This window comes from Stutzerimonas azotifigens DSM 17556, from assembly GCF_000425625.1.
Classification (GTDB): domain Bacteria; phylum Pseudomonadota; class Gammaproteobacteria; order Pseudomonadales; family Pseudomonadaceae; genus Stutzerimonas; species Stutzerimonas azotifigens.
Genome location: NZ_KE384416.1, coordinates 51,173 through 73,560, shown reverse-complemented (window position 1 = coordinate 73,560; position 22,388 = coordinate 51,173). Strand labels below are relative to the sequence as shown.

The window sequence follows — 22,388 nt, the reverse complement described above, 5'->3', positions numbered from 1 at the left end:
AGCGTTGCTAGCCGTCCTGCGCACGGCGGATAATCGGTTTCGATTGCTAGCCAACGGCTCGCACCAACCTGACCCAAGGGATGCAGAAAACAGGATGGGCTCCAAGACCATCACCGCCAAGCAGCTGGAAGTCCAGCGCATCGTCGATACGCTCTCCAGGGCCATCGCCCAGCACCGGCTCCGTCCGGGTACCCGCCTGATCGAGGCGCAGATCGTCGAGGCCCTGCAGGCCAACCGCAACCATGTGCAGGTGGCGCTGCAGCGGCTGGCCCTGCAGCGCATCGTCACCATCGAGCCCAACCGCGGCGCCCTGGTGTCGCAGCCCACCGCCAAGGAGGCGCGCGAGGTGTTCACCGCCCGCCGGGCCATCGAGCGGGCCATCGTCGAGAGCATCACTCCGGAGCTGATGCGCAGAAACCGCCAGCGCATCGCCACGCACATGAGCAACGAGCGCAAGGCGACGTCCTCCACCGATCGCCGCGCCATCGTCCGCGAACTGAGTGATTTCCATCTGCTGCTCGGCGAGGTCAGCGACAACGAGGTGCTGAGCGAGATGCTGCGCAACCTGATGGTGCGCAGTTCCTTGATAGTCGCGTTGTACCAGCGCAACGACGTGCCCTCCTGCGCCTCGGACGAGCACCAGCAGATCGTCACCGCGCTGGAGCAGGGCGACCGGGTGCAGGCGGTCACGCTGATGCTCGAGCACCTGGACGAGCTCGAGGCCCAGCTCGCCCTGGAAGAGCAGGCGGCGCCGGAGGTCGACCTGCGCCAGGCGCTGGCCGACCTCTGACCGTCAGCGCGGCGGCAGCAGGCGCGGCAGGGGCCGTTCGAAGGTCTTGCGCCCGCCCTTGAAGCCCATGGTCGGCGGGCTCAGCTCGGCCACCACCGCCGCCGGCGAGGCGGCATCGAAGACGATGAAGTCGGCCCGGCAGCCCGGCGCCAGGCCGTAGTCGGCCAGCCGCAGCAGGCGCGCCGACTCGCTCGACACCCAGCCCAGGCAGCGCAGCAGGTCTTCGCCGGTGCCCAGTTGGCTGACGTTGGCGAACAGGTTGGCCTGACGGATCAGCGAGGCGTCGCCGTAGGGCGTGAAGGGGTTGCCGAGGTTGTTGGTCGACAGCGAGCAGGTCACCCCGCAGCGGTGCAGGTGCGCCAGCGGCGCCAGCCCGCGCGGCTTGTTGTGGAAATGCTCGCGGCCGGTGAGGAACAGGTCGGTGCTCGGCAGGCAGGTCACCCGCACGCCGGCCTGCGCCAGCGCCCGGCCGACCGCCAGCAGTTCGTCCTGCGGCAGCGCCGAGAGCTTGGTGACGTGGCCGATGGTGACCCGCCCGTCCCAGCCGTGGCGCTCGGTGCAGCGGATCACTTCCTGCACCGTCATGCCGGCCGGGTCGAGATCGAAATCGAGGTGGAAATCCAGGTCGCGGTCGTATTCCACCGCCAGTTCGAACAGCCGGCGGATCTGCCCGGCTGGGTCCGAGTCCGTGTAGGGGCAGCCGCCGAGCACCTCCGCACCCTGTTCCAGCGCCTGGCACAGCAGCGCCTCGGTGCCGGGGTTGTTGAGCATGCCCTCCTGCGGAAACACGCAGAGCTCCAGGCCGACCGCCCAGGCGTAGTCGGCCTGCAGGCGGCGCACCGCAGAAAACCCGGTGAGGCCGATACCCGGGTCGATCTCCACATGGGTGCGCATGTGGGTGGTGCCCTGGACGATGGCCTTCTCCAGCACCCGCGCGCCGCGCGCGTAGACGTCCGCCTCGGTGAAGCCGGTCTTGGCCTGGCGGGTCTGCGCCACCGCCTCGGCCAGCGTGCCTTCCTGCAGCCGGCAGCGCTCCATGATGCAGGCCTTGTCCAGGTGGATGTGGGTTTCCACCAGCCCGGGCAGCAGCAGCCCGCCGGCCACGTCCAGGGTCTCGAAGGTCAGTTCGGACGAACTCAAGCGCTCGACGAAGCGGCCGTTCTCCACCCACAGCGTCGCGCCCAACTGACCGGCGTCGCCGAGGCGGGCGTTGACGATCTTCAGCGCGCTCATGCCGTCACCCCTTCGCCGAGGTAGGCGGCGGCCAGTTCGGCGTCGTCGCGCAGCTCGGCGGCGCTGCCGGACTTGACGATGCGCCCGGTCTCCAGCAGGTAGGCGCGGTCGGCCACCTGCAGCGCCAGGTTGGCCATCTGGTCGACCAACAGCAGGGTCACGCCCTCGTCGCGCAGGGCCGCCAGCGCGTTGTACAGCTCGCCGACCATCGCCGGCGACAGGCCCAGCGAGGGCTCGTCGAGCAGCAGGATCTTCGGCTTGGCCATCAGCCCGCGGCCCACCGCGACCATCTGCTGCTCGCCGCCGGAGAGCAGCCCGGCCGGGCTGTCGATGCGCTCGCGCAGCCGCGGGAAGCGGCGCAGGATGGCCTCGATCTCCGCTTCGGCGTCGAACGCCTCGCGCCGCGAGTAGCCGCCGAGCAGCAGGTTGTCGCGCACGCTGAGGTAGGGGAACACCTGGCGTCCTTCCGGCACCAGCGCCAGGCCGCGGGCGGCGATGGCGCTGGCGTCGAGCTGCTCGATGTACTCGTCGTCCAGCACGATACGGCCGCCCGCGGCGCGGTGCAGCCCGGCCAGGCACTGCAGGATGCTCGACTTGCCGGCACCGTTGGCGCCGAGGATGGCGACCAGCTCGCCCGGGTTGACCACGAACTCGATGCGGTCCACCACCGGCGCGGCGCCGTAGTCGATAACCAGGTCCTTCACGTAGAGCATCGCGTCGCGCGAGCCGGCCCAGGGTTCGGCCCGCGGCGGCGCCTGGTAGTCGGTGCCGCCGAGGTAGGCGGCGATCACCTGCGGGTTCTCGCGCACGGTTTCCGGTGCGCCCCAGGCGATCGGCCGGCCGGCGTCGAGCACCAGGAGCTGCTGCGAAACCGCCATGACCAACGGCATGTCGTGCTCCACCAGGATCACCGCGATGCCGAAGCCGGCCAGCGTGCGCAGCAGGGCCGCGAGCCGGTCGGTGTCCTGGCGGCCGAGGCCGGCGGCCGGTTCGTCCAGCAGCAGCACGGAAGGCGCCGCGGCCAGTGCCCGGGCGATCTCCACCAGGCGGCGGTCGACATGCGGCAGGTCCTCGGCGCGGGCATTGACCGAGCCGCGGTAGCCGACCAGGGCTAGCAGTTGCAGGGCCAGGCTGCGCTGCTCGGCGTCGGGCAGCCGGAACGGCCGGCCGAGGCGGCCGCGCTGCATGGCCGTCAGCAGGTTCTCCAGCACCGACATCTCGCCGAACAGCTGGGTGGTCTGGTAGGTCCGGGCGATGCCGGCGCGGGCGATCTTCCATGCCGGCTGGCCGGCCAGCGGCTGGCCCAGCTCGATGCCGCCCTCGTCGGGCGCGTAGAAGCCGCTGATCATGTTCAGCACCGTGGTCTTGCCCGCGCCGTTGGGGCCGATGATGCTGGTGATGCTGCCGGGCGGCGCCTGCAGGCTGACCTTCTGCGCCGCCTGGACGCCGCCGAAGCGGATGCCGATGTCCCTGACCTGCAGCCCCTGCGGCGCGTTGCGGCTGCCGAAGTACGCTGCCAGGCGGGCGTGGTCGACGGCCTGCGGCGGCAGCTCTACCGGCGGCCTGATCCAGCGCCGGGCCAGCGCGCCGAGCACGCCGCGCGGGGCCATCCAGAGCACCGCCAGCAGCAGCACGGAGAAGATCAGCAGGCGGTATTCGGCGAAATCCGAGAGCATTTCCGGCAGGAGCACGATCAGCAGCGCGCCGAGCAGCGGCCCGAACAGGGTGCCGCTGCCGCCGACGATCACCGCCAGCACGAACAGGATCGACTGCGAGAAGGGGAAGGATTCGGGGTTGATGAACATCAGCAGCGGCGATAGCAGCGCGCCGGCCAGGCCGGTCAGGGTCGCCGACAGGGCGAAGGCCAGGGTCTTGGTCTGCACCGGGTTGAAGCCCAGCGAGCGGGCGGCGATCTCGGCGGATTTCACCGCGCGAATGGCCTTGCCCCAGCCGCTGTGGTGCAGACGGTGGTAGAAGGCCAGCGCGGCGACCATAAGGCCGGTGGCGATCAGCGCCAGGACCACGGCCGGGTCGAGGTCGCCGACCATCGGCGAGGGGATCGCCATCAGCCCGTTCGAGCCGCCGGTGAGATCGCGCCATTCGATCAGCCCGTGGTGCACGACGAAGGCGAAGGCAATGGTGATCATCGCCAGGTAGGGCCCGCTGACCCGCAGCGCGGGGATCGCCAGCAGCCCGCCGACCAGCCCGGTGGCCAGGCCCGCGGCCGGCATCGCCAGCCACAGCGGCAGGCCGGCCAGGGTCATCAGCGCCGAGACGTAGGCGCCGATGGCGTAGAAGGCCACGTGACCGAAGGAGATCTGCCCGCTCAGGCCCATCAGGACGTTGAGCCCGACCCCGACCACGGTGCTCAGGGCGCAGAGGGTGAAAACCAGCAGGGAATAGCTGTCCAGCCCGAAGGACAGCAGCACCCCGGCCAGCGCCAGCAGTGCCAGGGTGACGGGCACCGTGAGGGCTGTTCTCGTGTTCATACCTTTACCAGGAGCTTGCTGCCGAACAGGCCGTTGGGACGGATCGCGAGGGCCAGGATGACCAGCGCGAAGGTGAACATCTGGGTGAATGCCGAACCGAAGTAGAGCGTGACGACGGCTTCCACCAGGCCGAACAGCAGGCCGGCGGCGAACACCCCGCCGGCGCTGGCGATGCCGCCCAGGATGGCCACGGCGAAGGCCTTCAGGCCGAACAGCGTGCCCATGTCGGCGTTCACGCTGTACAGCGGCGCGATCAGCAGGCCGGCGATGGCGGCGAATACCGTGGACACGGCGAAGGCCACCGCCACCACCCGGTTGACGCGGATGCCCATCAGCTGCGCGGCGCGCGGGTTCTGTACGCTGGCCTCGAGCACCTTGCCCAGGCGGGTGTAGCGGCGCACCAGCAGCAGCGCCGCGGCGATGCAGGCGCCCGCCAGCGGGATCAGCAGCTGCAGCAGGCCGATGCTGGTGCCGAACAGCTCGACGCTCTGCTGCAGCAGCGCGCTGCTGAACTGGCGCGGCTCCTTGCCGAAGGTGAACAGCGCCAGGTTGTCCACCAGCAGCCCGCCGGCGACCGTCGCCATCAGCCAGGCCTCCGAGCCGCGGCTGTGGAAGGGCCTGACCAGGAAGCGCTCGATGACCAGGCCGTACAGCGCGGCGAGCGCCAGGGTGGCGGGGATCGCCAGCCACATCGGCCAGCCCCAGCTGATGGCGAAGGTGTAGCCCAGCACCGCGCCGACCATCATCGCGCTGCCCTGCGCGAAGTTGACCGTGCGCGAGACGATGTAGGTGATGTGGAAGCCGAGCGCGAGCAGCGCGTACATGCTGCCCAGGCCGAGGCCGGTGACCAATGCGGCGGTGATCAAGAGGAGGCTCCTCGGGCGGCGCTACCGGTGTAGCGGCCGCCCCTCTGGTTCGCTTGGAACCTGGCTCTCAGGGCGCGATCGGGACGATCTGGTCGCCGACGAAGTGGCCGAGGATGTAATCGTCCGGGCCCAGCGCGTCGTGTTTTTCCGGGGCGAACGGCTGCCGGTACTGCTTGATCAGCCCGTCGTACTGCTCGATGGCGTAGAAGCCGTCGCGCACCTCGCCGCCCTCGGTGCTGCCGGCCTTCTCGATCGCCAGCGCGGTCAGGTGCATGGCGTCGTAGGCGTTGGCGATGCCGGTCGCCGGGGTCACGTCGGCCAGGCTCTTGATTTCCGGATAGCGCTTCTTCAGAGCCGCCAGCAGGGCGTTGCCCTTCTCGCCGCTGTCCTCGGTGAACAGGTAGGTCTGCACGAAGTGCACGCGCTCGGCGTTCGGTCCGGCCAGTTCGCCGAAGCGCCCGCCGGCCGGCCCCCAGTGCGACACCACCGGTACGTCCCAGCCCATGCGGTCGAGCGACTTGACCACCTGGGCCGACGGCCCGACGTTGGCCACCAGCAGCAGCGAATCGGCGCCGGCGTTCTTCAGCCGGGTCAGCTGCGGGACCACGTCCAGGTCGCTGTCCTGGATGCGCTCCACGCCGGCGTGCGGCATGCCGCGTTTCTCCAGGGCGCGCTTGATGCCGGTCTCGTTGGATTCGCCCCAGGGGTTGTTGATCAGGATCATCCCCGGCTTCTTCATGCCCATCTTGTCGACGCCGTACTGCACCAGCGCCTCGTCGACCAGCTCGTCGACCGCCGACACGCGGAACACGTAATTGTCCTTGGCGCCGTTCTCGGTGATCTTGGTGCCGGCCGCCCAGACGCCCATGAAGGGCACCTTCATCTGGTTGGCCAGCGGCACGATGGCCAGCGACACCGGGGTGTCGAGGCCGCCGAACAGGGCGGTCACCTTCTCGCGCTGGATCAGCTCGCGCGCGGCCAGCATGCCCTTGGACGGGTTGCTTTCGTCGTCCCGCCGCACCAGCTCCAGCGGACGGCCGAGCACGCCGCCGGCGGCGTTGATCTCGTCGATGGCGATGGTGAGGCCGCGGGTCAGCGCCTCGCCGGACTTGGCGGACTGGCCGGACAGCGCGGCGACCAGGCCGATCTTGATCGGTTCGGCGGCCTGCGCGGCGCCGAGCAGCAGGACGTTCAGCGTGGCCGCGGCGGCCAGGGGCGGCAGCAGGCGGCGCAGGGGTGACAGCACTCTGAGCATGATCGTTCTCCGGATTGCTAGCATTCGTTATGCATTTGCTAGCAAATGTAGTGCCACCCGTCAGGCGCTGTGCTGGTCGCTTCCGGCCACTCGGCGGACGCGAAAACGCACAGCAATTGTGCGCGAGGCACCATTTGCAGGCAGGTAAGGGGGCGGGGGAGGTGCCGCGCACCGTGCCGGCCCTTTGGCCGGTCGGCGCGTGCCAATTGTTAGCAATCGGGAGGGTCAGGCGTTCTGCGTCGCCACGTAGAGTGCGCGCAGGTGCTCGCCGGAGGTGGTGGGTGGGTACTTGGCCAGCGTGCCGGGGATCAGGTTGTCGATCACGGCGTCGTAGTTGGGGTTGTGGAAGAACACCAGCGACTGGCGGCGGCTGTCCTCGCCGGCGTTCAGCGGCGGGTTGACCACCCGGTGCAGGGTCGACACCCAGGTGTCGTTGGTCCAGCGTGCCAGCAGGTCGCCGATGTTGATGATGAAGCAGTCCGGCAGGATCGGCACGTCGACCCATTCGCCGGCGGCGTTGCACACCTGCAGGCCGCCCGGCTTGTCCTCGGCGGCGAGGATGGTCAGGCTGCCGTAGTCGGAATGGGCGCCGGCGCGGATCTGCCCGGGCTTGGGCGGCGTCGCCTGCGCGGGGTAGTTGCGCACGCGCAGGCGGCTGATGTGCCTGTCGACCTTGTCGTCGAAATAGCGCTCGGGCAGCTCCAGCGCCATGGCGAAGATGCGCATCAGCAGTTCGGCCAGCGACCCCATGGCGCGGTAGTACCCGGTCCATACCTCACGCAGCTCGGCCGGGCGCTCGGGCCAGATGTTCGGCGCGAAGTGCTTGCCGGCCGCCGGGGCATGGGCGTAGTCCGCCGGCGGCGGGTCCACCGGGCCGATCATGAAGCTCTCGTTCAGGTCGCTGCCGTAGGCGTTCGGGTCGCGCGAGCGCGCCAGCGATTCCTCGTCGACGCCGGTGTAGCCGCGGGTGACGTCGATCGACGGCCGCGCCACCCTGGCCTTCTCGGCCAGCGGCAGGTCGAAGAAGGCCCGCGAGACCTCCCGCGTGCGGGCGATCAGCTCGGGGGCGACGCCGTGGCCGCGGATCACCAGGAAGCCGATGTCGCGGCAGGCCTGGTCCACGGCCCTGGCCACGGCGCGCTTGTCGCCTTCGCCGCCGAGCCGGAACGGCGCGATGTCGATGACCGGTACGTTGAGCAATTTCATGGCGTGACTCCTGTGTCGGGCGCCGGCTAGGCCAGCGCGTCGCCGCCGTCCACCAGGACGGTCGAGCCTGTGGCGAAGGGGTTGGTGGCAACGAAGAGGATGGCGCGAGCGATGTCGTCGGGTTCGGCGATCCGCCCCACGGGCAGGCGCTCGCGCATCTCGGCGAACCTGGCGGCGCGGCCGGCCTCGCCCAGGCGGTCCCACAACGGCGTGGCGGTGGTGCTCGGCGACACGGCGTTGACCCGCACGCCCTCCGGCGCCAGTTCCAGCGCCAGCCCGCGCATCAGGCCCTCGACCGCGGCGTTGATGGCGCCCTGCAGCACCGCCGCGGGGTTGGGGCGCTGGGCATACACCCCGGAGACCAAGGTCAGCGAGCCGCCGGCGCCGATGCGCGCGCTGCGGCCGACATGGTAGGCGCCCCAGAACTTGTTCTGCATGCCGGCCCGGGCCTGCGCCAACGGCAGCGTGCGCACCGGGCCGACCTGGGTCGAGGAGCCGGCGAGGACCACATGGTCCCAGTGCGGCTGGTCGACGAAGAAGGTTGCGACCGCCTCGGCGTCGGTCACGTCGAGCACGGCGGCCGCAGTGCCGGCCGGCAGGCGCTGCAGAGCGGCCTCGAGCTTGTCGCGCGAGCGCGAGGCGATGGTCACCGTGGCGCCGGCCTGCGCGGCGCGCCGCGCGGTGGCTTCGCCGATGCCGGAACTGCCACCTATGACCAGCAGGCGCCGGCCTTCGAGCAAATCGTTCATGGAGCGAACCTCTGGATTGTCTGGCCGAGTGCCGAGCAGGTCGTCAGGCCATTGCTAGCACTTGCACGCCTTTTGCTAGCAAAACAGGTGCCATAGGATTCGCAGGCGGGACCGCCCTGCCGCTGGCGGCGGGCAGCTCGAATTGCACGGTGTTCGTGCAGGCGGCTCCCTTTTCAGGCGTGCCTGGTGCACGCCTTCCCTTGTAGAGGAACGAACGAATGGAAGAGACGACCAACCCGGCAGTGGCGCTAGTGCAGGAATTCCTGGCGGCCTCGATGGCGCCGGACCCGGTCAAGGCGGCCACCTTCATGGCTTCGGATGTAAGGATCACCTTCACCGGTGGCCGCGCGATGCCCGACGCGCAGGCGATCACCGCCTTCAACGGCGCGCGCTACGCCTGGGTGAAGAAGGCCCTGGGCCAGTTCGACTGGACCGACCGCGGCGACCACACCGTGGTGTACTCCAACGGCACGCTCTACGGCCAGTGGCCGGACGGACGCAGCTTCTCCGGCAACCGCTACCTCGATCGCTTCGAGGTGAAGGACGGCAGGATCACCCGCATGGACGTGTGGAACGACAGCGCCGAGTGGATACTCGCGCCGGAAATCGCCCGGCCCTGAGCGCACGGCTCTCCGAGTCCCGTAGGAGCGAGCTCGCTCGCGAACCCAGGCCATGCGAAAGCCTCGCGAGCAAGGCCCCGGCGCCCACACCCCTACAGGCCGGGGGAAGGAAGCGAGGCGCCGATCAGGCGGCGCCGAAGCCTTCCTCGAGGTGCTGGTTCTTCAGCTTCACGTAGTTGCCGGCGGTGTAGGAGAAGAAGCTGCGCTCCTTGTCGGTCAGCGGGCGCGCCTGCTTCACCGGGCTGCCGACGTACAGGTAGCCGCTTTCCAGGCGCTTGCCCGGCGGCACCAGGCTGCCGGCGCCGATGATGACCTCGTCCTCGACCACCGCGCCGTCCATCACGATGCTGCCCATGCCCACCAGGATGCGGTTGCCCAGGGTGCAGCCGTGCAGCATGACCTTGTGCCCGACGGTGACCTCGTCGCCGATCACCAGCGGAAAGCCCTCCGGGTTGAACGGGCCGGCATGGGTGATGTGCAGCACGCTGCCGTCCTGGATGCTGGTGCGCTTGCCGATGCGGATGCGGTGCATGTCGCCGCGGATCACGGTGAGCGGCCAGACCGAGCTGTCCTCGCCGAGCTCGACGTCGCCGATGACCACTGCCGAGGCGTCGACGAATACGCGCTGGGCGAGTCGCGGGGTGGTGTCCTGATAGCTGCGTATGGCCACGATAGAAACCTCTTTGGCTGCGGTAAGGGGCGATTCTAATTAAGATGACGGCCATCCGCTGGATTCGCCGCTGTCCATCGGCGTCGGGAGATACGCCCGGCCGCCGTGGTCACAGTTCCATTCCCTGTATTCCCAAGGTGTACCGTGAGCGCGAACAATCCCCTGCTGCAACCCTACGACCTTCCCCCGTTCTCGGAGATTCGCCCCGAGCACGTCGAGCCGGCCATCGACACCGTCCTGGCCGACAACCGCATCGCCCTGCAGGAACTGCTCACCCGCCCGAAGGAGAGCCTCGACTGGGCCACCCTGGTGGTTGGTCTGGACGAGCTCAACGAGCGCCTGGGCCGCGCCTGGGGCCCGGTGGGGCACCTCAACGCGGTGAAGAACAGCCCCGAGCTGCGCGCCGCCTACGAGGCCTGCCTGCCCAAGCTGTCGGCCTACTGGACCGAGCTGGGGCAGAACCGCGAGCTGTTCGAGGCCTACCGGGCGCTGGCCGAGAGCCCGGCGGCGGCCGGCTTCGACGTCGCCCAGAAGACCATCCTCGAGCACGACCTGCGCGACTTCCGGCTGTCCGGCATCGACCTGCTGCCGGTCGAACAACAGCGCTTTGGCGCCATCCGCATGAAGCTCGCCGAGCTCGGCAGCACCTTCTCCAACCAACTGCTCGACGCCACCCAGGCCTGGACCAAGCACGTGACCGACGAGGCCGTGCTGGCCGGGCTGACCGAGTCGGCCAAGGCGCAGATGGCCCAGGCGGCCAAGGCCAAGGACCTCGACGGCTGGCTGATCACGCTGGAATTCCCCAGCTACCACGCGGTGATGACCTACGCCGACGACCGCGCGCTGCGCGAGGAGGTCTACACCGCCTACGCCACCCGCGCCTCCGACCAGGGGCCGAACGCCGGGCAGTTCGACAACGGCCCGGTGATGAACGAGATCCTCGACCTGCGCCAGGAGCTGGCGCGGCTGCTGGGCTTCGGCAGCTACGCCGAGCTGTCGCTGGCGACCAAGATGGCCGAGTCCACCGAGCAGGTGCTGGGCTTCCTGCGCGACCTGGCGCTGCGCAGCAAGCCGCACGCCCGGCGCGACCTGGAAGAGCTGCGCGCCTTCGCCGCCGAGCAGGGCCTGGCCGACCTGCAGAGCTGGGACCTGGGCTACTACTCGGAAAAACTGCGCCAGCAGCGCTACAGCCTCAACCAGGAAGCGCTGCGCGCCTACTTCCCGGTCGACAAGGTGCTCTACGGCCTGTTCGCCATCGTCCAGCGCCTGTACGGCATCGAGATCCGCGAGATCGAGGAGTTCGACCGCTGGCACCCGGACGTGCGCCTGTTCGAGATCCGCGAGCACGGCGAGCACGTCGGGCGCTTCTTCCTCGACCTCTACGCGCGGCCGAACAAGCGCGGCGGCGCCTGGATGGACGGCGCCCGCGACAAGCGCCGCACCGCCGACGGCCGCCTGCAGAGCCCGGTCGCCAACCTGGTGTGCAACTTCACCCCGCCGGTGGGCGAGCAGCCGGCCCTGCTCACCCATGACGAGGTGACCACGCTGTTCCACGAGTTCGGCCATGGCCTGCACCACCTGCTGACCCGCGTCGAGCATGCCGGCGCCTCCGGCATCAACGGCGTGGCTTGGGACGCGGTGGAGCTGCCGAGCCAGTTCATGGAGAACTGGTGCTGGGAGCCCGAGGGGCTTGAGCTCATCTCCGGCCACTACCAGACCGGCGAGCCGCTGCCGCGCGACCTGCTGGACAAGATGCTGGCGGCGAAGAACTTCCAGTCCGGCCTGATGATGGTACGCCAGCTGGAATTCTCGCTGTTCGACTTCGAGCTGCACGCCACCCACGGCGACGGGCGCGACATCTACCAGGTGCTCGAGGGCGTGCGCGACGAGGTCGCGGTGCTGCGCCCGCCGGCCTGGAACCGCTTCGCCAACGGCTTCGCGCACATCTTCGCCGGGGGCTACGCGGCCGGCTACTACAGCTACAAGTGGGCCGAGGTGCTGTCCTCCGACGCCTATTCGCGCTTCGAGGAGGAGGGCGTGTTCAACGCTGAGACCGGCCGCGCCTTCCGCGAGAAAATCCTCGCCCGCGGCGGCTCGCAGGAGCCGATGGTGCTATTCGTCGACTTCCGCGGCCGCGAGCCGAAGATCGACGCGCTGCTGCGCCATCTCGGCCTGACCGGAGCCGCGGCATGAGCGCGGCCACGGTCAAGCGCTTCATCGCCGGCGCCGTGTGCCCGGCCTGCAGCGCCCAGGACACGGTGAAGATGTGGGACGTCGACGGCGTGCCGCACCGCGAGTGCGTCGCCTGCGGCTTCGCCGACACCCTCAACGCCCAGGGCCAGTCGGTGCCGATGGAGATCGGCACGCGGGTCAACCAGCCGAAGCCGAAGGCGGCGAGCCCGAACGTGCAGGCGGTGCAGTTCTTCCCCAACCCGAAGCTGAAGAAGCCGAAGGACTGAGCCATGTGGCACCTGACCTGCGGCGACCTGGCCGGCGACAGCGTGCGTGCGCTGCTGGCCGCGCGCGAGCCGCAGGCGCGGGTGCGGGTGCTGCGCGACGATCTGGCGGTCGGCCCGCTGGCCGACATCGAGCGGCCGCCCTGCGCCGAGCGGGTCGCCTTCTGGGACGCGCTGTGGCCGGACGAGGCAGGCGAACGTCCGGATTTCTCCGGTGAACTGGTTGGCGATGCCGAGTGGCTGGCGGCGCTGGCAACCTCGGACGGTTCGAGCGAGGGCTCCGTCGCGGTCGAGACCGCACCCACAAGCGCATCGCCCCGAGGTCGGGCCTCCCACAAAAGCAAGCGGTGCGGCACCGGACCCTGTGGGAGGCCGCGCCCGTTCCCGACGGGCTTGCGGCATTCACATCCCCGAGGATTGCGCGCCCGGTCAGCCAGGGAGGCGAGCACGGCTCTACGTACCAGCGGGCTTGGCGGCGAACGATTCCTCACCGAAGATCGGTCGCCTGTAATCACCGTCTGGCACGGCGACAGCGCCTCCGAACAGCTGCTGCTGGCCCGCGTCGCCGCCGCGCTTCTCGGGCAGCCGGTAGCGCTGTTCGAGGTGGCCTGCGGCACCGGCGACAGCCGCGTCGCCCGGCGCAAGGCCGTATCCATGCATGCCCCCGACGCGCTGGCTGCGCTGTACCGGCCGCAGGCCGTCGAGCCTGACCGTCAGGCTGCCCTCGCCGCGGCCTGGGTCGAGCAATGTGCCGCCAACCGGCCGATCCGCCGCTGGCGCGACGGCACCTTCCACGGCGAGGATCCCGCGGCGATCGACGCCGCGCTGCTGGCGGCCGCCACCCCCGACTTCGCCCCGCTCGCCCGGGCGATGGCCGAGGTGATGCGGCGCTGCGACGGCTTCTTCCCCACCGACTACTTCCTCTACTGGCGCGCCCGCGAACTGGCCCGGCAGGGCCGGCTGACCCTGCGCGGCGATCCGCGCGCCGGCTACCGGGAGCTGGAGGTCAGGCGGGGCTGACAGCCGGCGCCATGCTTTTCCCTTCTCCCCCGGGTGAAGGTGGCCTTTTCCCCGGGGGCGCAGTCGCAGGCAGAGCCTGCTCCTACAGGTCCGGGGCGCAGGGAGGCCGGCCGACGTTCCGCTCAGCCGGCCTGCAGGGCCATGCAGGCCGGTCCGGTTGACGTCCGGCACCTGCCGCCAGGCTGACGAGCCGGCAAAACCTTTGCGTCACCACCCGGTCGACTGGAGGCCCGCCGCGCGACATCCGGACCGGCGGGTGTCTCTGACCCAACGAGGAGGACCCTGCATGAACGAGCAATTCAAGGCCTGCATCGATGCCTGCAGCAACTGCGCGAACGTCTGCGACATGTGCGCCGCCGCCTGCCTCAAGGAAGAGGACGTGAAGATGATGGCCCGCTGCATTCAGCTGGACATGGACTGCGCGCAGATCTGCGGCATGGCCGCTTCCTTCATGTCGCGCGGCAGCGAATACGCCGCCCAGCTGTGCCGCGTCTGCGCGCAGATCTGCCGGGCCTGCGGCGAGGAGTGCGGCAAGCATCAGGTCGATCACTGCCAGCGCTGTGCCCAGGCCTGTCTGGCCTGCGCCGAGGAATGCGAGAAGATGGCCGCCTGACGGAGGCCTCGCGGGCCGGCCGCCGCACGGCCCGGTCCGCGCCGCAGAGGCTCAGCGCTCTGCACTCGGCGCGGCGCGGCCGGGATGCGGCGCAGTGGCGAACAGGCGCTTGAGCTTCATGGCCGGCGCCTCGATCAGGTGCCAGGACAGTACCGCCAGCAGCAGCGTCGGCACGAAGCTGATCAGCGCCAGCTGGAACACACCGGTGTCGTGGCCGAACAGGTACATGGTCAGCTGCTGGAAGGGGAAGGCGTAGATGTACAGGCCATAGGAGAAGTCGCCGTACTTGCCGAACTTCGAGACCCAGGGCAGCGGCGCGTAGGCCAGGTAGATCACCAGGTAGGGCAGGGCGATGCAGTACAGCACCGAGCCGATGAAGGTGTGGAAGGTCGGCAGCAGCGAGGCGAACAGCAATGCGGCGATCCAGCCGCGCCACGGGATGGCGTCGCGGTACAGGTAGAGCGCCGCGCCGCTGTAGTAGAGCAGGCCGAGCTTGAAGATGTGGGTGACGAAGAAGGAGTCGATGCCGAACTGCGGCAGCGCCCAGAAATGGCCGACCGCGAGCACCGCCAGCGGCAGGAAGATCAGCCCGCGCCTGAGGAAGCCGACCAGCCCGAGCGCCAGCACCCCCATGTACATCATCACTTCCAGCGGCAGCGTCCACAGCGAGCCGTTGACCACGTCGGGGTAGACGTTCTGGTTGAACACCCCCGGCAGCTCGTACTCGGTGATCAGCAGGATGTTCTTCAGGTATTCCCAGGTCTTGGCCGAGGTCAGGTAGTTGTCCAGCCGCCAGCTGGTGACCATCGGCCCGATGACGAAGGCCGACAGCAGCACCGCGACGGTCAGCGCCGGCAGGATGCGCAGCGCGCGCTTGGTCAGGAAGCTCACCGGCGAGCGGCTGTTGAGGTAGGACGCGGTGATCAGGTAGCCGCTGATGACGAAGAAGATGCCGACCGCGATGCCGCCGCCCTTCTCGTAGCCGGTCAGCACCGTCAGCGGTTCGTCCATCTTGCGCCCGACCAGCGGATAGCAGTGGGCGAACAGCACCAGCGCCGCGGCGAAGAAGCGAAGGAAATCGAAATTGTTTTCTCGGGTGTGAAAAGAGCCGGTCGGGTGCATGGATATCCCCTTACAGTCGATGCTGGCAGCTTCGCGAGGCGGGTAGGCCCGGTATGCTTTGGCGGTTCGTCACGGCCCCGCCAGCCACTTCCTGTCGACCGGTTCTCTCAAGTACGCCCCTTTGTCATCGGGCAAATGCGAAAAATTCCCGTTGGTTACGACCGTTCGTCGGGCCCGGATGAGGCAGGCGACCAAAGCCTATACTGTATAAAAGAACAGTATTGCCTGGCCGCCGACATGAACCGACCGCTTTCCACGCCGCGCGGGCGCGGTACCGCCGTGAACCCGCACAACCGCTTCGCCCCGACCCGCAGCGAGACCTACGACGACGGCTGGGAACAGGAAGTACCGCCGACCCGCGCCACCGAAGTGCGCGCCGAGCAGGCCAAGACGGTGCTGACCCGCAACCAGTCGCCGGACGTCGGCTTCGACCGCTCGGTGAATCCCTACCGCGGCTGCGAGCACGGCTGCATCTACTGCTTCGCGCGGCCGACGCACGCCTACTGGGACCTCTCGCCGGGCATCGACTTCGAGACCCGGCTGATCGCCAAGACCAACCTCGCGGAACGTCTGGAGGCGGAGCTGAGCAAGCCCGGCTACGTGCCGCAGCCGCTGGCGCTGGGGGTCAACACCGACGCCTACCAGCCGCTCGAGCGCGAGCAGCGGCTGACCCGCCAGGCGCTGGAGATCCTGCTGCGCTTCAAGCACCCGCTGCACATCATCACCAAGAGCTCGCTGGTGCTGCGCGACCTCGACCTGCTGGTGCCGCTGGCCGAGCAGCGGCTGGTCAGCGTGTCGGTCTCGCTGACCACCCTCGACGACGAGCTCAAGCGCGTCATGGAGCCGCGCGCGGCCTCGCCGGCGGCGCGCCTGCGCACCCTGCGCACCCTGCATGAGGCGGGCGTGCCGGTCAGCGTGATGTGCGCGCCAATGATTCCGATGATCAACGACATGGAGCTCGAACGGATGCTCGAGGCGGCGCGCGACGCCGGCGCCCGTTCGGCCGGCTACGTGCTGCTGCGCCTGCCGCACGAGGTGGCGCCGCTGTTCGAGAGCTGGCTGGCCGAGCACTTCCCCGACCGCGCCGCGCACGTCATGAGCCTGGTGCGCCAGTCGCGCGGCGGCAAGGCCTACGACAGCCGCTTCGGCAGCCGCATGAAGGGCGAGGGCCAGTTCGCCGAACTGCTCGCCCAGCGCTTCAGGCTGGCCTGCAGGTGCTATGGCTACGGCCAGCGCGGCGAGGCCTTCGGGCTGGACTGCAGCCGCTTCTGCCCGCCGGGGCAGCAGCTTTCGCTGATCTGAACAGGACCGCTGCTACAGGACCATGCGAGCGTCCAGGCCCGCGCCCGGCTTGTCCCTTCTCCCACCGGGAGAAGGTGGCCCGCAGGGCCGGATGAGGGCGATGTGCACACAAGCCCTCACCCCGGCCCTCTCCTGAGGGAGAGCAGGCGGGGTTGGTGTCGCGGGTGCGGTGCTTTCCCCGGTCGCAGGCAGAGCCTGCTCCTACACAGGCTGTGTGAAAACTACTGCGCTCGGTCATGCTGCGTTGAAAACAGGCTCAAAATGCTCATTTACCACTTGTAAACTGCGCTTTTCGCCTGTTTCCGCCTTGCCTGACCTTCGCTCGCGACGTTTTCACAGGGCCTGTACAGGACGGTGCCGGGCCTGTCCCTTCTCCCCTTGGGGAGACTTGCTGTTGCGGGAGGCCCGACCTCGGGGCGATGAGCTTCTGTGAGTGGTCTCGACCTCGAAGTGCGCCGATGTGTCGTCCGGCGTGAGGCGGACGTCATTCAGCGGTCATAGGTGGAAGGTGCGCGGCAAGCGCCGCGTGCTCGTGCCACCCCACCGCGTCAGACCCACCACGAGGTAACCGGCATGTCCTTCGATCCGTCCCAGCCCGATGCCCCGCCCGTCGGCGAGGAATCCGCCGAAGAGGCGCTGCAATACATCGTCGACGGCTTCCTGCGCTTTCGCCAGGACATCTTTCCGAGCCAGGAAGCGCTGTTCAAGAAGCTGGCCCGGGCGCAGTCGCCACGCGCCATGTTCATCACCTGCGCCGACTCGCGCATCGTCCCCGAGCTGATCACCGGGAGTTCGCCCGGCGACCTGTTCGTCACCCGCAACGTCGGCAACGTGGTGCCCCCCTACGGGCAGATGAACGGCGGCGTCTCCACCGCCATCGAGTTCGCCGTGTCGGCGCTCGGCGTGCAGCACATCATCCTCTGCGGACATTCCGACTGCGGCGCGATGAAGGCCGTGCTCAACCCCGCCTCGCTGGAGCGCATGCCGACCGTCAAGGCCTGGCTGCGGCATGCCGAGGTGGCGCGCACGGTGGTGGCCGAGAACTGCGCCTGCGGCAGCGAGCACGAGATGCTCGGCGTGCTCACCGAGGAGAACGTGGTCGCCCAGCTCGACCACCTGCGCACGCACCCCTCGGTGGCGTCGCGCCTGGCCAGCGGCCAGCTGTTCATCCACGGCTGGGTGTACGACATCGAGAGCTGCGAGATTCGCGCCTACGACGCCGACAGCGGCGAGTTCCGCCCGATCGTCGCCGGCCAGCCGCTGCCGATGGCCACCCCGCGGCCGCGTTATACCCGCTGATCGAGGGGCAACTGGCACGGAACGCGCATGACGGCCCGGCATCACCCTCACCGGGCCGCCGTCATGGACAAACTCGACAATGCCTTGCTGAACATCCTCATCAAGGATTCGCGCACCTCCTTCGCCGACATGGCGCGCCAGCTGAACATCTCCCGCGCCTATGCCCGGGCGCGGGTACAGGCGCTGGTCGAGAGCGGCGTGATCGAGAAATTCACCGCCGTGGTCAACCCCGAGAAGCTGGGCAAGGGCGTGTCCAGCTTCGTCGACCTCACGGTCGCCCCGCATGCCATCGAGGCGGTCGCCGAGCGCCTGGCCTCGACTCTCGAAGTGGTCAGCCTGTACATCATGAGCGACCTCAAGAGCCTGCACATCCACACCCTCACCGACAGCCTCGAATCCTTCGACGCCTTCGTCCGGGAACACATTTTCAACCACCCGGAGATCCTCAGCGTCGACTGCAAGGCGCTGATGACGAGGGTGAAGCACAGGCGTGGCGGCGCCCGCCTCTAGCCCCCGCCCGCCGCGGCGCCCAGCGCTCGCGTGCGTTAAATCCGTGCCTGGCGTTCAGCCTTGGTGCACAGCTGACATCTGTCCGGCGCTGCCCCGATTCGTGGGCAGATGATTCGCGTCGGGATGAATGAGCCTTCCACTTGTATCGAGAGACACCGTCTGGCTGCCGAAACGGCACCCGCAGGAGCCGCTGCGTGCCTGCTTTTTGTGCAGGCGCGCGCCTGGGCGCCTGCCCGTTAGGAAGCCGGAAAGGCCCGTATTTACAGCCGGTTAGCCTCATTGCAGATGATGGCACGGAGGTTGCGATGCGCTCCCTGGAGCAGTTTACAAACGATAGCCAACCCGCCGTTCGCAACGCTTTGCCTTCAGGAGACTTCCGATGAGCTTCAATCGCCGCAATTTCCTCGGTGCCGGCGCGGCCGCCGCCGGCCTGGTGCTGGGGGCGCCGGCCATCGCCCGGGCCGCCAGCGACAAGACTTTCAACTGGAAGATGACCAACGCCTACGCCCCGGGCTCGCCCTTCTACGTGCAGGGCCCGGGCAGCCCGACCGACTTCTGCAAGCGGGTCGAGGCGATGTCGAACGGCCGGCTGAAGATCCAGCACTTCGCCGCCGGCGAGCTGATCCCGGCGCTCGAGGGCTTCGACGCGGTGTCCAGCGGCATGGTCGAGATGAACGCGGCCAACGCCTACTTCTGGGCCGGCAAGGTGCCCGCCGCGCAGTTCTTCACCGCGGTGCCCTTCGGCATGAACACCCAGGGCATGAACGCCTGGCTATACAACGGCGGCGGCCTGAAGCTGTGGGAAGAGCTGTACGAGCCGCACGGCCTGGTGCCGATGCCGCTGGGCAACACCGGCACCCAGATGACCGGCTGGTTCCGCAAGCCGCTGGAAAACGTCGACAGCCTGAAAGGCCTGAAGATGCGCATCCCCGGCCTGGCCGGCAAGGTCTACAGCGAACTCGGCGTGGCCGTGCGCCTGCTGCCCGGCGGCGAGATCTTCCCCGCCCTGGAGCGCGGCGTGATCGACGCCGCCGAGTTCGTCGGCCCCTACCAGGACCGCCGCATGGGCCTGCACAAGGCGGCCAAGAATTACTACACCACCGGCTGGCACGAGCCGACCAACGTCACCGAGCTAATCATCAACAAGAAGGCCTGGGACAGCCTGCCGGCCGACCTGCAGGAGATCGTCCGCTACTGCGCCCAGGCCTGCACGCTGGAAAGCTGGGCCTGGTGCGACGCGGTCAACGCCGAGGCGATGCAGGACCTGGTGACCAACCAGGGCGTGACCGCCCGCCCGCTGCCCGACGACATCGTCGCCCGGCTGCGCGAGGTCACCGCCGACACCCTGTCCGCGATGGCCGCCGCCGATGCACCGACGCGCAAGGTCTATGACCACTTCTTCGCCTTCCGCAAGCAGTACCTGACCTGGGCCAACGTCGGCGAGCGCGGCTTCATGCAAGTGGGGATGAGCGACGAATGATGAACCTGGTCAACCGCCTCGAGCAGCTGGTCGAGGCGTTCGGCTGGATCGCCAGGGGGTGCCTGCTGCTGCTGGTCCTGCTGGTGTCCTTCGACGTGCTGATGCGCTACCTGTTCGACCTCAGCCCGGTGGCGCTGCAGGAACTCGAGTGGTACCTGATCTCGCCGATAGCCCTGCTCGGGATCGCCTACACGCTCAAGCACCGCGCCGACGTGCGGGTCGACTTCCTCTACGACCGCTTCGGCGTGCGCGCCAAGGCGGCGGTCGACCTGCTCAGCGGCCTGGCCACCTGCGGCGTGGGTTTCTACATCGCCTGGATGGCCTGGGGCTACACCCTGCAGTCCTACGCCATCGGCGAAGGCTCGCCGGACCCCGGCGGGCTGCCGCACCGCTACCTGGTCAAGGCCTTCCTGCCGCTGGGCTTCGGCCTGTTCGGCCTGCAGGGTTTCGCCGATACCCTGCGTGCGCTGGCCCAACTGATGAAACCCGATGACAAGCTGACCGAGGTGCGGCCATGAGTCCCAACGAATGGCTGGCGATCGGCCTGGTATTCGGCTTTTTCTCGCTGATGATGATCGGCGTGCCGGTGGCCATTTCCTTGGCGCTGTCCGGCTTCGTCGCCGGCTTCATCGGCTTCGGGCCGATGCTGTTCAGCCTGCTGCCGGCGCGGATGTTCGGCGTGGTCAGCAACTACACGCTGCTGGCGATACCGCTGTTCACCTTCATGGGGGTGATGCTGGAGAAGTCGCGGGTCGCCGAGGACATGCTGGAGACCATCGGCCGCTCGATGGGCGGGCTCAACGGCGGCATGGGCATGGCCATCGTGCTGGTCGGCGTGCTGCTCGGCGCCTCCACCGGCATCGTCGGCGCCACCGTGGTGACGGTCGGCCTGCTCACCCTGCCGACGCTGCTGCGCCGCGGCTACAACAAGAGCATCGCCTGCGGGACCATCTGCGCCTCCGGCACGCTGGGGCAGATCATTCCGCCGAGCCTGGTGCTGATCCTGCTGTCGGACATCCTCGGCGAGTCGGTGGGTTCGATCTTCGCCGCGGCCTTCATCCCCAGCCTGGTGCTGGCCGGCATCTACATCCTCTACATGCTGGTGCTCGGCCTGTGGAAGCCGCACTGGGTCCCGGCGATCCCGGCCGAGGAGCGTGCCGGCAGCAGCGGCAAGCAGCTGCTCAAGGACCTGGCGCGCAGCGTGCTGCCGCCGCTGGCGCTGGTGTTCGCCGTGCTCGGTTCGATCATCGGCGGGCTGGCCGCACCGACCGAGGCCGCCTCGATGGGCGCGCTCGGCGCCCTGCTGCTGGCCGCCGGCGCGCGCCGGCTGAACTGGCAGACGCTCAAGGAAACCCTGCACGGCACCCTGACCATCAGCGCGATGATCTTCCTCATCCTGCTCTGTTCGCAGCCGTTCTCCCTGGCCTTCCGCGGCCTCGGCGGCGAGGCGCTGGTGCACGACCTGTTCAACCTGCTGCCGGGCGGCGAACTGGGTGCGATCCTGTTCCTGATGGTGCTGCTGTTCGTACTGGGCTTCTTTCTGGAGTGGATCGAAATCTCCTATATTGCCCTGCCCATGTTCCTGCCGGTGTTCATGAACTACGGCACCGATATGGTCTGGCTGGCGATCCTGGTGGCGATGAACCTGCAGATGTCCTTCCTCACGCCGCCGTTCGGCTGGGCGCTGTTCTTCCTCAAGGGCGTCGCGCCGCCCGGTATCACCACCCGTGATATCTACCTGGGCGCCCTGCCCTTCGTGCTGCTGCAGATGCTGGCGGTGACGGTGGTGTTCTGCTTCCCGGCCGTGGCCACCTGGCTGCCCAGGGCCATCGGCTGGTAATCCCCCAACAAGAAAGAGTCGTGCATATGGAATTTCTCTCTGCCTACAGTCCGGCCTGGCTGGCCGGTTTGGTCCTCGCCCTGCTGGTCACCGGCGCCATCGCCGGCGTGCTGGCCGGGCTGCTCGGCGTCGGTGGCGGCATCGTCATCGTGCCGGTGCTCTACCACCTGTTCACCCTGCTCGGGGTCGACGAGTCGGTGCGCATGCACGTGGCGGTGGGCACCTCGCTGGCGGCCATCATCCCCACCTCGATCATCTCCGCGCGGGCGCACTACAAGCGCGGCGGGCTGCGCCCCGAGCTGCTCAAGCCGCTGATCCCCGGGGCGCTGGTCGGGGTGCTGATCGGCAGCCTGCTCAGCGGCGTGTTCAGCGGCCAGGTGCTGGCGGCGATCTTCGCCGTGGTGGCGCTGCTGGTGGCTTTAAACATGGCGGTGTCGAAGAGCCTGAGCCTGCGCGACGGCCTGCCGGGGCGCTTCGGCACCGGGCTGATCGGCGTGTTCATCGGCGGCCTGTCGACGCTCATGGGCATCGGCGGTGGCACCCTCAGCGTGCCGATGCTCAGCGCCTTCCGCACGCCGATGCACATGGCGGTCGGCACCGGCGCCGCGCTCGGCGTGGTGATCAGCCTGCCCGGCGCCGCCGCCTACCTGATCAACGGGCTCGGCGTGCCGGCCCGTCCGCCGGCCTCGCTGGGCTACGTCAACCTGCTCGGCCTGGCACTGATCGTGCCGATGACCATGCTCACCGCGCCGCTCGGCGCGCGCATTGCCCACGCCATCAATGCCCAGCTGCTGCGCCGGCTGTTCGCCCTGTTCCTGGCGATCACCGCGGCGCGCATGCTGCTGGGCGCATTCGACCTCTGAGGGCC

21 protein-coding genes are annotated in these 22,388 nt (G+C 68.8%); 13 read left to right on the top strand and 8 right to left on the bottom strand.

Annotation, left to right across the window (positions count from 1 at the left end; all coding sequences use genetic code 11):
- The first annotated feature begins 94 nt into the window (after positions 1-94).
- Positions 95-790 carry a GntR family transcriptional regulator gene (locus tag H610_RS0118950; RefSeq protein WP_028241125.1) on the top strand — a complete coding sequence of 232 codons (696 nt, stop codon included), beginning with the start codon at positions 95-97 and terminating at the stop codon, positions 788-790.
- A gap of 3 nt (positions 791-793) precedes the next feature.
- Here H610_RS0118950 and H610_RS0118945 read toward each other — a convergent pair whose 3' ends face one another.
- The 6 genes from H610_RS0118945 to H610_RS0118920 all read right to left on the bottom strand — a co-directional run bounded on the left by H610_RS0118945 (position 794) and on the right by H610_RS0118920 (position 8,588).
- The gene (locus tag H610_RS0118945) at positions 794-2,023 is read right to left on the bottom strand and encodes an amidohydrolase family protein (RefSeq protein ID WP_028241124.1); all 1,230 of its coding nucleotides are present in this window, start codon (positions 2,021-2,023) and stop codon (positions 794-796) included.
- Positions 2,020-4,512, bottom strand: a complete 2,493-nt coding sequence (locus tag H610_RS0118940; protein ID WP_028241123.1) for a branched-chain amino acid ABC transporter ATP-binding protein/permease — start codon at positions 4,510-4,512, stop codon at positions 2,020-2,022. Before H610_RS0118940 ends, H610_RS0118945 begins: the two co-directional genes overlap by 4 nt.
- Entirely contained in the window at positions 4,509-5,378 is an 870-nt protein-coding gene (locus H610_RS0118935) for a branched-chain amino acid ABC transporter permease (RefSeq protein ID WP_028241122.1), read from the bottom strand. The genes H610_RS0118940 and H610_RS0118935 overlap by 4 nt, the downstream gene beginning before the upstream one ends.
- 67 nt (positions 5,379-5,445) lie before the next feature.
- Complete coding sequence (locus tag H610_RS0118930) at positions 5,446-6,633, bottom strand: ABC transporter substrate-binding protein (protein ID WP_028241121.1); 1,188 nt, start codon at positions 6,631-6,633, stop codon at positions 5,446-5,448.
- Between the two features lie 225 nt (positions 6,634-6,858).
- Positions 6,859-7,839: an isopenicillin N synthase family dioxygenase gene (locus H610_RS0118925; protein WP_028241120.1), complete on the bottom strand. Its 981-nt coding sequence runs from the start codon at positions 7,837-7,839 to the stop codon at positions 6,859-6,861.
- Between the two features lie 26 nt (positions 7,840-7,865).
- A complete protein-coding gene (locus tag H610_RS0118920; protein ID WP_028241119.1) occupies positions 7,866-8,588 on the bottom strand; it encodes an SDR family oxidoreductase in 723 nt (240 codons plus the stop codon).
- A 218-nt stretch (positions 8,589-8,806) separates the two neighbouring features.
- On the opposite strand from H610_RS0118920, the gene H610_RS0118915 reads away from it, so the two are divergent.
- Complete coding sequence (locus tag H610_RS0118915; RefSeq protein WP_028241118.1) at positions 8,807-9,208, top strand: nuclear transport factor 2 family protein; 402 nt, start codon at positions 8,807-8,809, stop codon at positions 9,206-9,208.
- Between the two features lie 124 nt (positions 9,209-9,332).
- Here H610_RS0118915 and H610_RS0118910 read toward each other — a convergent pair whose 3' ends face one another.
- A complete protein-coding gene (locus tag H610_RS0118910; RefSeq protein ID WP_028241117.1) occupies positions 9,333-9,878 on the bottom strand; it encodes a gamma carbonic anhydrase family protein in 546 nt (181 codons plus the stop codon).
- Between the two features lie 144 nt (positions 9,879-10,022).
- Between H610_RS0118910 and prlC the strand changes: the two genes are divergently transcribed.
- From prlC to H610_RS0118890, 4 genes are all read left to right on the top strand, one after another.
- Entirely contained in the window at positions 10,023-12,071 is a 2,049-nt protein-coding gene (prlC, locus tag H610_RS0118905) for an oligopeptidase A (RefSeq protein WP_028241116.1), read from the top strand.
- On the top strand, positions 12,068-12,337 hold the full coding sequence (locus H610_RS0118900; RefSeq protein WP_028241115.1) for a YheV family putative zinc ribbon protein: 270 nt from the start codon (positions 12,068-12,070) through the stop codon (positions 12,335-12,337). Before prlC ends, H610_RS0118900 begins: the two co-directional genes overlap by 4 nt.
- 3 nt (positions 12,338-12,340) lie before the next feature.
- Entirely contained in the window at positions 12,341-13,354 is a 1,014-nt protein-coding gene (locus H610_RS25190; RefSeq protein ID WP_028241114.1) for a DUF3658 domain-containing protein, read from the top strand.
- A 286-nt stretch (positions 13,355-13,640) separates the two neighbouring features.
- On the top strand, positions 13,641-13,967 hold the full coding sequence (locus H610_RS0118890) for a four-helix bundle copper-binding protein (RefSeq protein WP_028241113.1): 327 nt from the start codon (positions 13,641-13,643) through the stop codon (positions 13,965-13,967).
- A gap of 51 nt (positions 13,968-14,018) precedes the next feature.
- Here H610_RS0118890 and H610_RS0118885 read toward each other — a convergent pair whose 3' ends face one another.
- Positions 14,019-15,089, bottom strand: coding sequence for an acyltransferase family protein (locus tag H610_RS0118885; RefSeq protein WP_028241112.1), 1,071 nt, complete (start codon positions 15,087-15,089; stop codon positions 14,019-14,021).
- A gap of 237 nt (positions 15,090-15,326) precedes the next feature.
- Between H610_RS0118885 and H610_RS0118880 the strand changes: the two genes are divergently transcribed.
- The 7 genes from H610_RS0118880 to H610_RS0118850 all read left to right on the top strand — a co-directional run bounded on the left by H610_RS0118880 (position 15,327) and on the right by H610_RS0118850 (position 22,383).
- Positions 15,327-16,391 carry a PA0069 family radical SAM protein gene (locus H610_RS0118880; RefSeq protein WP_028241111.1) on the top strand — a complete coding sequence of 355 codons (1,065 nt, stop codon included), beginning with the start codon at positions 15,327-15,329 and terminating at the stop codon, positions 16,389-16,391.
- A 573-nt stretch (positions 16,392-16,964) separates the two neighbouring features.
- Positions 16,965-17,690, top strand: a complete 726-nt coding sequence (locus H610_RS0118875) for a carbonic anhydrase (protein ID WP_028241110.1) — start codon at positions 16,965-16,967, stop codon at positions 17,688-17,690.
- A gap of 63 nt (positions 17,691-17,753) precedes the next feature.
- Positions 17,754-18,200, top strand: a complete 447-nt coding sequence (locus H610_RS0118870; protein ID WP_028241109.1) for an Lrp/AsnC family transcriptional regulator — start codon at positions 17,754-17,756, stop codon at positions 18,198-18,200.
- A gap of 379 nt (positions 18,201-18,579) precedes the next feature.
- Entirely contained in the window at positions 18,580-19,680 is a 1,101-nt protein-coding gene (locus H610_RS0118865) for a TRAP transporter substrate-binding protein (RefSeq protein WP_028241108.1), read from the top strand.
- Complete coding sequence (locus H610_RS0118860; protein WP_028241107.1) at positions 19,677-20,198, top strand: TRAP transporter small permease subunit; 522 nt, start codon at positions 19,677-19,679, stop codon at positions 20,196-20,198. Before H610_RS0118865 ends, H610_RS0118860 begins: the two co-directional genes overlap by 4 nt.
- Positions 20,195-21,520: a TRAP transporter large permease gene (locus H610_RS0118855; RefSeq protein ID WP_028241106.1), complete on the top strand. Its 1,326-nt coding sequence runs from the start codon at positions 20,195-20,197 to the stop codon at positions 21,518-21,520. The genes H610_RS0118860 and H610_RS0118855 overlap by 4 nt, the downstream gene beginning before the upstream one ends.
- 26 nt (positions 21,521-21,546) lie before the next feature.
- The gene (locus H610_RS0118850) at positions 21,547-22,383 is read left to right on the top strand and encodes a sulfite exporter TauE/SafE family protein (protein ID WP_028241105.1); all 837 of its coding nucleotides are present in this window, start codon (positions 21,547-21,549) and stop codon (positions 22,381-22,383) included.
- Positions 22,384-22,388: the final 5 nt, after the last annotated feature.

Bases quoted from the DNA above. Each gene is read 5' to 3' on its own strand.
- H610_RS0118860 (WP_028241107.1), top strand. From the start codon at position 19,677: ATGATGAACCTGGTCAACCGCCTCGAGCAGCTGGTCGAGGCGTTCGGC.
- H610_RS0118865 (WP_028241108.1), top strand. From the start codon at position 18,580: ATGAGCTTCAATCGCCGCAATTTCCTCGGTGCCGGCGCGGCCGCCGCC.
- H610_RS0118915 (WP_028241118.1), top strand. From the start codon at position 8,807: ATGGAAGAGACGACCAACCCGGCAGTGGCGCTAGTGCAGGAATTCCTG.
- H610_RS0118880 (WP_028241111.1), top strand. From the start codon at position 15,327: ATGAACCGACCGCTTTCCACGCCGCGCGGGCGCGGTACCGCCGTGAAC.
- H610_RS0118890 (WP_028241113.1), top strand. From the start codon at position 13,641: ATGAACGAGCAATTCAAGGCCTGCATCGATGCCTGCAGCAACTGCGCG.
- H610_RS0118875 (WP_028241110.1), top strand. From the start codon at position 16,965: ATGTCCTTCGATCCGTCCCAGCCCGATGCCCCGCCCGTCGGCGAGGAA.
- H610_RS0118920 (WP_028241119.1), bottom strand. From the start codon at position 8,588: ATGAACGATTTGCTCGAAGGCCGGCGCCTGCTGGTCATAGGTGGCAGT.
- H610_RS0118870 (WP_028241109.1), top strand. From the start codon at position 17,754: ATGGACAAACTCGACAATGCCTTGCTGAACATCCTCATCAAGGATTCG.
- H610_RS0118850 (WP_028241105.1), top strand. From the start codon at position 21,547: ATGGAATTTCTCTCTGCCTACAGTCCGGCCTGGCTGGCCGGTTTGGTC.
- H610_RS0118950 (WP_028241125.1), top strand. From the start codon at position 95: ATGGGCTCCAAGACCATCACCGCCAAGCAGCTGGAAGTCCAGCGCATC.
- H610_RS0118885 (WP_028241112.1), bottom strand. From the start codon at position 15,089: ATGCACCCGACCGGCTCTTTTCACACCCGAGAAAACAATTTCGATTTC.
- H610_RS0118945 (WP_028241124.1), bottom strand. From the start codon at position 2,023: ATGAGCGCGCTGAAGATCGTCAACGCCCGCCTCGGCGACGCCGGTCAG.
- H610_RS0118855 (WP_028241106.1), top strand. From the start codon at position 20,195: ATGAGTCCCAACGAATGGCTGGCGATCGGCCTGGTATTCGGCTTTTTC.
- H610_RS25190 (WP_028241114.1), top strand. From the start codon at position 12,341: ATGTGGCACCTGACCTGCGGCGACCTGGCCGGCGACAGCGTGCGTGCG.
- H610_RS0118925 (WP_028241120.1), bottom strand. From the start codon at position 7,839: ATGAAATTGCTCAACGTACCGGTCATCGACATCGCGCCGTTCCGGCTC.
- H610_RS0118900 (WP_028241115.1), top strand. From the start codon at position 12,068: ATGAGCGCGGCCACGGTCAAGCGCTTCATCGCCGGCGCCGTGTGCCCG.
- H610_RS0118930 (WP_028241121.1), bottom strand. From the start codon at position 6,633: ATGCTCAGAGTGCTGTCACCCCTGCGCCGCCTGCTGCCGCCCCTGGCC.
- H610_RS0118940 (WP_028241123.1), bottom strand. From the start codon at position 4,512: ATGAACACGAGAACAGCCCTCACGGTGCCCGTCACCCTGGCACTGCTG.